The organism is Amycolatopsis sp. FU40 (genome assembly GCF_021903635.1).
Classification (GTDB): domain Bacteria; phylum Actinomycetota; class Actinomycetes; order Mycobacteriales; family Pseudonocardiaceae; genus Amycolatopsis; species Amycolatopsis dendrobii.
Window position 1 is genome coordinate 1,465,013 of record NZ_CP091381.1, and the last position, 9,825, is coordinate 1,474,837.

General features: G+C 70.0%; 8 protein-coding genes. 7 read left to right on the forward strand and 1 reads right to left on the reverse strand.

Translation table 11 applies throughout. The features are described 5' to 3' along the window. Nucleotides 1-4: 4 nt before the first annotated feature. The 5 genes from L3Q65_RS08005 to L3Q65_RS08025 are packed head-to-tail and all read left to right on the forward strand — an operon-like array spanning nt 5 to nt 4,652. On the forward strand, nt 5-988 hold the full coding sequence (locus tag L3Q65_RS08005; RefSeq protein ID WP_237599223.1) for an amino acid ABC transporter permease: 984 nt from the start codon (nt 5-7) through the stop codon (nt 986-988). Between the two features lie 17 nt (nt 989-1,005). Continuing rightward, entirely contained in the window at nt 1,006-1,767 is a 762-nt protein-coding gene (locus tag L3Q65_RS08010) for an amino acid ABC transporter ATP-binding protein (RefSeq protein WP_237600863.1), read from the forward strand. Continuing rightward, a complete protein-coding gene (locus tag L3Q65_RS08015; protein WP_237599224.1) occupies nt 1,764-2,669 on the forward strand; it encodes an ABC transporter substrate-binding protein in 906 nt (301 codons plus the stop codon). Before L3Q65_RS08010 ends, L3Q65_RS08015 begins: the two co-directional genes overlap by 4 nt. An 11-nt stretch (nt 2,670-2,680) precedes the next feature. Further along, complete coding sequence (locus tag L3Q65_RS08020) at nt 2,681-3,358, forward strand: AroM family protein (RefSeq protein ID WP_237599225.1); 678 nt, start codon at nt 2,681-2,683, stop codon at nt 3,356-3,358. A gap of 1 nt (nt 3,359) precedes the next feature. Beyond that, nucleotides 3,360-4,652 (forward strand): MFS transporter, encoded by a 1,293-nt coding sequence (locus L3Q65_RS08025; RefSeq protein WP_237599226.1) that lies wholly within the window; start codon nt 3,360-3,362, stop codon nt 4,650-4,652. 34 nt (nt 4,653-4,686) lie between these two features. Here L3Q65_RS08025 and L3Q65_RS08030 read toward each other — a convergent pair whose 3' ends face one another. Next, nucleotides 4,687-6,246, reverse strand: a complete 1,560-nt coding sequence (locus L3Q65_RS08030) for an MFS transporter (protein WP_237599227.1) — start codon at nt 6,244-6,246, stop codon at nt 4,687-4,689. Between the two features lie 257 nt (nt 6,247-6,503). On the opposite strand from L3Q65_RS08030, the gene L3Q65_RS08035 reads away from it, so the two are divergent. Beyond that, nucleotides 6,504-7,430 carry a cyclase family protein gene (locus L3Q65_RS08035; RefSeq protein ID WP_237599228.1) on the forward strand — a complete coding sequence of 309 codons (927 nt, stop codon included), beginning with the start codon at nt 6,504-6,506 and terminating at the stop codon, nt 7,428-7,430. Between the two features lie 1,095 nt (nt 7,431-8,525). Then, a complete protein-coding gene (locus L3Q65_RS08040) occupies nt 8,526-9,770 on the forward strand; it encodes a serine hydrolase (protein ID WP_237599229.1) in 1,245 nt (414 codons plus the stop codon). The last annotated feature ends 55 nt before the right edge of the window (nt 9,771-9,825 follow it).

Genomic DNA, 9,825 nt, shown 5'->3' on the forward strand with positions numbered 1-9,825 from the left:
CGGGATGACCGACGACAACACGCCCGGTCCGCGCAACGCGGCGCTCGCCGATCCGGTCCGGCCGGCCGACGGCGTGCGGCCGGTCCCGGCCAAGGTCGTGCCGCTGCGCCGGCCGGGCCGGTGGATCGCCGCCGTCCTCGCTCTCGGCTGCCTGGCCTTGCTCGTGCGTTCCGTGGCGACGAACCCGAACTTCGACTGGCCGTTCGCCGCGCGCTACTTCACTTCCCGCGCGGTGCTGGACGGCCTGGTGGTCACGCTGTGGCTGACCGCGGTGACGGTGGTGGCGGGGTTCGTGCTCGGCACCGTGCTCGCGGTCATGCGGATCTCCCGCAATCCGGTGCTCGCGTCGCTCAGCTGGGGCTACGTCTGGCTGTTCCGGTCGACTCCGCTGCTGGTGCAGCTTCTGTTCTGGTTCAACATCGGCGCGCTGTACCCGACGCTGTCGCTCGGGATTCCGTTCGGCCCGACGCTGCACACGATCGACATGGTCAACCTCATCGGCCCGACCGCGGCCGCGGTGATCGGTCTCGTCCTGCACGAGGCGGCCTACGCGGCGGAGATCGTCCGGGGCGGGCTGCTTTCGGTCGACCAGGGACAGGTCGAGGCCGCGCAAGCGCTGGGCCTGCGCCCGTGGCGCACGTTCCGCAGGATCGTGCTGCCGCAGGCGATGCGCTCCATCGTCCCGGCCGCGGGCAACATGCTGATCGGCACGCTGAAAGGCACCTCGATGGTCAGTGTGCTCGCCGTGGAAGACCTGCTTTACGCGGTGCAGCTGATGTACAACCGCAATTACCGGATCATTCCGCTGCTGCTGGTGGCGACGCTGTGGTACGTCGTTGTGACGAGCTTGCTCTCGGTGGTGCAGTACTACGTCGAACGCTTCTACGCCAGAGGCGCGCTGCGCGAACTTCCGCCGACCCCGTGGCAGCGGCTGCGTTCCCGATGGCGCCTGCGCGGGGCCGGCCTGCCCGGACGGGAGGGCGCGTGAGCGGGACGGAACGGCTGATGGTGCGGGCGCGCGGGGTGACTAAAAGGTTCGGCGCGATTCCGGTGCTGCGCGGCGTCGATCTCGACGTGCGGCCGGGCGAGGTCACCTGCGTGATCGGCCCGTCCGGTTCGGGGAAGAGCACGCTGCTGCGCTGCCTGAACCATCTGGAGAAGATCGACGGCGGCGAGATCGAGATCGACGGCAGGCTGCTCGGCTATCGACGCCGCAAAGGCAGGCTGTACGAGCTGAAGGAATCCGCGATCGCCCGCAGGCGGGCCGAGATCGGCATGGTCTTCCAGAGCTTCAACCTGTTCCCGCACCTGACCGTGCTGGACAACCTCGTCGAGGCTCCGATCGCCGTGCGCGGCCGTTCCCGCGCCGAGGCCGAGCGCACGGCCGCGGACCTGCTCGCCAAGGTCGGGCTCAGCGGACGCGAACGCGCCTATCCCCGGCAGCTTTCCGGCGGTCAGCAGCAGCGCATCGCCATCGCCCGTGCGCTCGCGGTGGAACCCAAGCTGCTCCTGTTCGACGAGCCGACCAGTGCGCTCGACCCCGAACTCGTCGGAGAGGTGCTGGCGGTCATGCGGGAGCTCGCGGCGGGCGGCATGACGATGGTCGTCGTCACGCACGAGATGGGCTTCGCCAGGGAGGTCGCCGACACCGTCGTCTTCTTCGACGGCGGCGAGGTGGTCGAGAACGGCCCGCCGGAGCAGGTGCTGGGGGCTCCGGAGCATTCGCGGACCCGTGCGTTCCTGTCCAGGGTCAAGGTCCGGCCGTGAAGGCCCGGCTGCTGGCGGTGTGGTGCTGCGGATTGCTTCTCGCCGCCGGGTGCGCCGCGGGCGGCGCGCCGGGCGAAGACGCCGACCCGGCGGAGGACGTGGTGTCCGGGGTCGCGACCGACCCGGCGCTCGCGGCGACGGTGCCGGCGGGGATCCGCGCGAACGGGCGGATCCGCGTGGCGACGTCGGCGAAGGGGAGTCCCCCGATCCGCTACCGCTCGGAGGAGACCGGAGAGCTGATCGGGGTCGAGATGGACCTGCAGCACGCGGTCGGCCGGGTCCTCGGAATCCGCGTGGAATCCGAGGAGGCCACCTTCGACGAGATCCTGCCCGCGCTCGGCTCGGGCCGCTACGACGTCGGCCAGGGCAACTTCGGCGTCACCGAGGAGCGCAAGAAAGTCGTCGACTTCGTGACCTATTACACCGACGGCTTCGGATTCCTGGTGCGTGCCGGGCGGCGCCAGGACCCGGTGTCGGGTCCGGCCGACCTGTGCGGGCTGCGGATCGGGGCGGTCGCGGGCACGAGCTTCGAGCAGCTCCTGCAGCGGCGGGTGGGCGAGTGCGCGGCGAAATCCCGGGAGCCGTACCGCGTTTCGGTGTATCGCAGCACCGCGGACGCCATGCTCGCCCTGTCCCAGAACAAAATGGACGTGCTCGTCTCCTCCAGCGTGTTCCTCCAGTACGCCGCGCGGCGGCTGCGGGGCCGGATGGTCTACGTGAACAAGATCTACGAGGAGCAAGTGGGCTTCGTGGTGAAACGCGGTTCCCCGCTGGCGGAGCCTTTGCGCGCGGCTGTGCAGCGGCTGATCGACGACGGGACCTACCGCCGGATCATGGCGAAGTGGGGGCTGGAGCCCGCGTCGATCCGGCATTCGGAAGTGAATCCGCCCGGTCTGCGGTGAAAGGAGTCGGGGTGCGGACGTTGGGATTGGTGACGATCGGGCAGACCCCGCGCGCGGACGTCACGGCGGAGCTGGCGCCTCTGCTGCCGCCGTGCCGGATCGTCGAACAGGGTGCGCTGGACGGGATGGACGAGGAGGCGCTCGCCGCGCTGCGGCCGGGACCTGAAGAGCCTGCGCTCGCCACGACGCTGGCGAGCGGAAGGCCGGTGGTGTACCGGCACGAAGCCGCCGAGCGGCTGGTCGGTGCGGCCGTGCGGCGGGCGGAGGACGAGGGCGCGGACGTCGTGTTGCTGGGCTGCGGCGGGGCTTTCGGTGCGCTGCCCCATCGGAAACCGTTGCTGCGGACGGAGATTCTGGCTCAGCAGGGGGTACGGGCGCTCGCCGGCGGAATGCGGGTCGGCGTGCTGCGCCCGCTGGAGGGTCAGCTGGAAGATGCCCGCCAGGCTTGGCGCCGGGTGCTCGGCGGCGCCGACGTGGCCGTCGGCGCGGTCAATCCGTTCGACGCGCGTCCCGCCGACCTCGCGGCCGCGGTGGCGGGCCTGACCGGCCGGTGCGACGTGCTGGTGCTGGACTGCTTCGGTTTCGGCGAACGGATGCGGGCGGCCGCGGCGCGCGAGTTCGGCGGACCGGTTGTGCTCATCCGGAGTGTCGCCGCGAGGCTCGCCGCCGAGTTCCTGGCCGGAGCCTGACATGGCGGAACTCGCGGCCGGACCCGCGCGCCGGGACGGCATGGACGCCCGTGCGCGGCGGAAATCGTTGCTGGCCAGCGTGCTGGGCAATGCTCTGGAGTGGTACGACTGGAACGTCTACGCGGTATTCGCTGCCTACCTCGCCTCGGCGCTGTTCGACCAGGCGGACCGCGTTTCCGCGTTGCTGAGCACCTTCGCGGTGTTCGCCGTCGGTTTCGTCACCCGGCCGCTGGGCGGGGTCGTGTTCGGGCTCCTGACCGACCGCATCGGCCGGCGGGGCGTGCTGGTGGCGACGATGATCACCACCGCGGGCGCCAGCCTCGTCGTCGGCGTGCTGCCCGGCTACGCGCACATCGGCACGTGGTCTTCGGTGATCCTCCTGGCGGCCCGTCTCGTTCAGGGGATGGGGCACGGCGGCGAGTCCTCGGCCTCGTACGCCTACGTCGCCGAGATTGCTCCGCGGGAACGGCGGGGGCTGTGGTCCAGTTCGGTCTTCATGAGCGTGTCCGTCGGCACGCTGCTGGCCACCGGGCTCGGCACCGTGCTGACCGCGGCGCTCACGTCCCAGGAACTGGCAGACTGGGGATGGCGGGTGCCGTTCCTGGCCGGCGGCGTGCTCGGCTTGTTCGCGCTCTATCTGCGCCGCAACGCCGAAGAAAGCGAAGTGTTCAAGGAGGCTCCGGCGCATGCCCGCCCTTGGCCGCGGGCGCGGTTGTTCGGCGCGGGCCTCCGCATCGTCGCCATCAGCGCGGCGATCGGCGTCATGTACTACTCGTGGATCGTGTTCGGCGTGGGCAACGCGGTCAGCAGGCACGGGATGTCCAGCAGTTCGGCGTTCGCGGCGGGCTTCGTCGCCCAGTCCGCGGTGCTGTTCGTGCTGCCGTTGTGGGGCAGGCTGTCCGACCGGATCGGGCGCAAGCCGGTGGTGCTGGTGTTCGCGCTGGGCTCGGCCGTGCTCGCTTTCCCGATCACCGCTGTGGTCACCGACCAGGGCTGGACGCTGTTCGTCTCCGAATTCGCCGCGGCGCTGCTCTGGGCCGCGGTCGCCGCGGTCTATCCGGCCGTGGTTTCGGAATTGCTGCCCACCGCGTCTCGCGGAACCGGGATCGGCATCGCCAGTTCGCTGTCCAACGCGGTTTTCGGCGGCACCGCCCCGTATGTCGGCGAGCTTTTCGACACGTGGCATCTCTCGTGGATGTTCACCTGCTACATCATCGTGCTGTGCCTGATCGCCGCACTGGCCGCGGCGACGATGAAGGAGACCCGGGGAATCGAGTTGTCCGCAGTGGACTGACCGTGGAGGCGGGGCCCGGAAGCCCCGCCCCTGGTCACTCGCGGACGGCCGGGACGTCGACCGGTTCCCGTTCCGATGACGCTTCCGCCGCGGCGGAACGCATGCGGCCCAGTACGAAGATCGTCGCCATCGCCGCCACCGCAATTCCCGTCAGGAGCAGCATCGTCGCATTGTTGCCCGCGGAGAAGAGCGAGTCCGTCAGGCCTTCGGCGGCCGAGCGGTCGAGACCGGCGTGCTGCTGGAGCAGGTCGCTCGCCGAGCCCGGCTTCGCGACGACGTCCGCGGTCCACGCACCGGGGGCGACGTGCTTGGCGGCGAGGTCGTCGTGCAGGGTGCTTCCCGCGACACCCCGGAACAGCGTCATGCCGAGCGCCAGCCCGACCGCGCCGCCGAAGTTGTGGAAGGTCCAGGTGGCGCCGACCGCGAGGCCGGAAAGCCGTTCGGGCACCGAGGACAGCGCGGCCACCGCGGACGGCCCCAGCACGAACGCCCAGCCGATGCCCATCAGCGCGAACGCGACGATCACGAAGCCGAGTCCGCTCGTCGCGTCCAATTGGGACTGCAGAAGCGCGGAGAGCGCGAAGACGGCGAACCCGGTGGTGAGCACGACGATCGGGCCGACGCGGTCGACCAGCCTGCCGACGAACGGCGAAAGCACCGCCATGGTCGCGGTCGTCGGCAGCATCATCAGTCCGATCGCCACGTCTCCGCAGTGCCGGACGGTGCTGAGGTAGAGCGGCATGAGAAACAGTGCCGTGGTGTAGAAGAAGGCGAGCGAGAATTCCGCGGTCACCGCGCTGAGGAACAATTTGCGGGCCAGCAGCCGGAACGGCACGAGCGGATACTTCTGCCGCCCGTCGACGACGACGAAAACCACGAGCGAGACCGCTCCGACGACGAGGGAGCCGAGCACCTGCCAGGAGCCCCAGCCGAAGGTGTCGCCGAACGTGAAGGCGAAAATCACCCCGGAAAGCCCGAGCGCGAGCAGGACGAGGCCGGGCCAGTCGAGCTTCACGTCCTCGTCGGCCTTCGACTCGGTGAGGCTGACCGCGCAGATGGCCAGCGCGATGACCACCAGCGGCACATTCACCAGGAAGACCCAGTGCCAGTTCAGTGCCCCGACGATCAGCCCGCCGAGCATCGGGCCGACGGCGAGGCCGATCCCGTTCACCGCGAACAGCATGCCGATCGCCTTGCCGCGCTGGGATTCGGGGAAGGCGTTGGACACGATCGTGCTGGAACTCGTGTACAGCACCGCGCACGACGCGCCCTGGAGGAAACGGAAGAACACCAGCAGCGGGATCGTCGGCGCGAGCCCGGCCCCGAGCGACGCGAGTCCGAAGAGGACAGTCCCGGCGTAGAGCACTTTGCGCCTGCCGAGGATGTCCGAGAGCCTGCCCGCGGTCACCATGAACATCGAAAGCGCGACGATGAAGATGTTGACGATCAGCTGCGTTTGCGTCATCGTCGTGCCGAGGTCGCGGGCGATGTCGGGTGCGGCGGTGTTCACGATGGTGAGGTCGATGCAGCCGAGAAAACTCACGATGCCGACTCCCGTCAGCACCCACCATTTCCTGCTGTTTTCGCCGATCACGCCGGTGTTCTCCTCATGAGTTCGTCGTCGGGACAGTGCGCCGCGCGGTCCGGCGGCTCGCGATTATTGGACCGGCAATTCCCGGCGCGCGGCGGCTCGACGCCGGTCAATTTGGTCAGGACGCGGTCAACGTGGTCAACGCCCGGGACGCCGGCGCGCGGCCCGGTAGGGTCTTCGTCCGGAGCGCCCGCTGGAGCCGGCGCCGAAGGCGTTCCCGTCCGGGCCTTCCTTTCCCGCCGGATCCGCGGAGGACAGCGATGAGCGGTGATCTGCCTGAGGTTCGCGCCCTGGGGTCGGAGCTGAGCAACTGGGGGCGCTGGGGCGCCGACGACGAACGCGGCACCACGAATCTGATCACCCGCGAGCGGATCGTGGCGGCGGCCGGGCTGATCCGCACCGGCGAGACGATCGACCTCGGCATCCCGCTCGACGCCGACGGCCCGCAGCCGGGCGGGCTGCGGCAGAACCCGGTCCGGCTGATGTCGGAGAACGGCCAGGAGCAGGAGCTGCCGGGCGGGCTCACGTGGGCCGACGACTACGTGTTCATGCCGCTGCAGGCGGGCAGCCAATACGATTCGCTGGCGCACGTGCACTACGACGGGCTGCTCTACAACGGCCATCCCGGCCACGAAGTGACCAGCAAGGGCGCCGCCCGGTGCGGGATCGAGACGCAGGCCAAGGGGATCGTCGGACGGGGGGTCCTGCTCGATCTGGCGCGGCTGCGCGGCGTGGATTGGCTGGAGGGCGGCGAGGTCGTCACCCCCGCCGAACTGGAAGCGGCGGAGCGGGCGCACGGGGTGACCGTCGGCGCGGGAGACATCCTGCTGATCCGCACCGGCTGGTGGCGGAAGTTCCTTCGGGATCGCGACGCGCAGGAGTTCATCCGCACCGAGCCCGGGCTCGGTCTGGCCTGCCTGCCGTGGCTGCGGGAGCGGGACGTGGCCGTGGTCGGCGCGGACAACTCCGCCGTCGAGGCGGTGCCCGGCGAGCGGCCGGACAGCATGTTCGAACTGCACATGGTGCTGATCCGCGACATGGGGGTCACGCTCGCGGAGATCCTCGACCTGGAAGAGCTTTCCGAGTCGTGCGCGGCCGACGGGCGGTACGAGTTCTTCTATGCCGGCCCGCCGCTGAAGTTCACGAGGGCGGTCGGTTCGCCGATCAACCCGCTCGCCGTCAAATAGCGCCCTGCCCGCGAGAGCGTCCGCAGCCCGGGCGCGAGATCGCTCCCGCTCCCGCCGGAGCCGCCGCGGAGGAGAGACCGTCGCTGGATCGTCCTCAGTGGACAGTTCCGTCCTGAGGCCGAGGCGAAAGTCAATGTTCAGGCAACCGCCCCTATGGTTGCCTTTACCGGTCCGCGCGGCCGGGCGCGCTGCGGAATATGCATCTTATTGACAGTTTGCCGATAGCGGCCGTTTCCGTGCACCGTCCGGGAAGCGGGGTTCCGCTGTTCGGCTATTGGCGGCGGAGAAGGTGCAACGTTTCCGGCGGCGGGGGCGACTGTGCGGGCGGAGGTGGTTGTGACGGAATCGACAGCGGCGGCCCGCGCCGGAACAACGGGAAGTGCGGAGTCGAGTTACCCGGCGGTAAGGGCTACTGCCGTCGCGCGCCATTCGTGTGGTGCGGGGGAGAGCGGGCGAATTCCGCGCGGCGGGGAGCCAGCGGAATTTTCCGGTGATCGGGTGAGGTTTAGCGGAGCGAATCGCCGATTCTTCCTGATCGACTTGTCCCGCTAGCTGTTCGGGGGCGTTTAGGGAAGACGGAAGGTGATCGTTTTCCGGGAAGCGGCGGAAGTCCGGTTCGCGGCGGCGATGTTGCTGCGGTCGGGGTAACGGCGGCCGCTGTTGGCACTACTTCAGCGGTGGCGATCATTGATCCGGCGGCGCGGAGAATGGACGGTTTACGCTGGTCGGAGCAGCGGGAAACGGTGCGGTACGCGGGCGGGACGTCGGCCGAATGCGAAGGCGGACCGTCCGCTTATCTGTGCGTCGCCCCGAGGTGTGAGTCCGTTGTTCATATTTTAGAATGCTCTCGGCAATGTGTGACGCTGGGTGCGAACCGGCGTATGCGGCAGTCCTTCGTTTGGCGGTTGCTGGAGCGCAACCGTGCTAGGCAGGGTATGGATTCCGGCGCGGGTCCGGTCTCGATGACGGCCGCGCTCTGCTGGGGCTAGTACCGCGCGGGCGGGGGGCAATTCCCCGGGCGGCTCCTACGAGTATTCGAAAGGCATGGTCATGCACTCCCGGAAAGAAAGATTCGCCGTCCCGAGACCGCGCCCGGTGCCTGGCGTCGGCGATGCGGACCGGCTGGCCGCCAAGCTCTCGCGGCTGGCCGTCCGGCATCGGGTGCCGGGAGCGCAGGTCGCGGTCTGGTCCGGCGGCGAGACCGTAATGGTCCAGACCGGTTCGGCGGGCGGCGGCAGGCCGATGCGGGAGGACTCGCGGGTGCCGATCGGCTCGATCACCAAGGTGGCGACCGCGACGCTGGCGATGATGCTCGTCTCCGACGGCGATCTGGAGCTGGACCAGCCGGTCGGCGAGATCCTCGGCGACCGCTCGCTTTCCGCCGGGCTGACCTTGCGCAGGCTGCTGAGCCACACGAGCGGACTGCCCTCGGATCCGGCCGACGCCGCCGGATCCTGCCGGAAAGAGGTGCGGGCCGCGGAGTTCGTCTGCGAACCGGGCGCCGCGTTCTCCTATTCCAACCTCGGCTACGCGCTGGTCGGCCTCCTGATCGAAGAGGCAACCGGGATGGGCTGGCGCGAGGCGGTCGAATCGATCCTGTTGCGGCCCTTGGAGATCGAGCCGGTTTACGTCGACAGTCCGGGCGTCGCGGCCGGGCACGCGCGCGACGGCGAGCGCCCGCTCGCGCAGGTGCTGCCGCCGATGCTGGACCCGGCGGGCGCGCTCGCGCTGAGCGCCCGCGACCTGGTCGCGCTCGGGCGGGTTCACCTCGGCAAACCGGGGCTGCTCGACGTCGTCACCGCCAGTGACCTGCACCGGCCGGTGCCGGGCGCGGAACCGTTCGGCCTCGCCGACGGCTGGGGACTGGGGCTGGCCTGTTTCGGCGACGAGGAATTCCGCTGGCTCGGCCACGACGGGACGGCCGACGGCACCTCGTGCCACCTGCGGATCGACCAGGCCGGGGCCTGCGTGCTCGCGCTCACCGCCAACGGCGCGGGCGGCACCGATCTCTGGCACGACCTGGCCGGGGAACTGCCGGAACTCGGTCTTCCGCCGACGACCGTCCAGACCGCGGAATCCTGCCCGATTCCCCTTCCGGACGGCGATTTCGGCACTTATCGCAACGGCGCCATCGGATACACGGTCCGGCCGGACGCCGCCGGCGGCGCGTGCCTCGACGTGGACGGCGACGTCTTCCCCGAACTGACCCGGTACGCCGACGGCGCCTTCACCGTGCGCGACCCGGCGACCGGCCGCGCCACCCCGTGCGGGCGGTTCCGCGGCGAACCCGGCGCGGCGACCGCCGTCGAAATCGGCGGCCGGCTCGCGCGGCGGTGCTGAGCCCGCCCTCCGAACTCCTCGTCCCCACCCGCGCCAGGCGGGATCCCTTGGTGTG

Coding starts and splice junctions, on each gene's coding strand:
- L3Q65_RS08010 (WP_237600863.1), top strand. CDS start 1,006: ATGGTGCGGGCGCGCGGGGTGACTAAAAGGTTCGGCGCGATTCCGGTG.
- L3Q65_RS08025 (WP_237599226.1), top strand. CDS start 3,360: ATGGCGGAACTCGCGGCCGGACCCGCGCGCCGGGACGGCATGGACGCC.
- L3Q65_RS08035 (WP_237599228.1), top strand. CDS start 6,504: ATGAGCGGTGATCTGCCTGAGGTTCGCGCCCTGGGGTCGGAGCTGAGC.
- L3Q65_RS08005 (WP_237599223.1), top strand. CDS start 5: ATGACCGACGACAACACGCCCGGTCCGCGCAACGCGGCGCTCGCCGAT.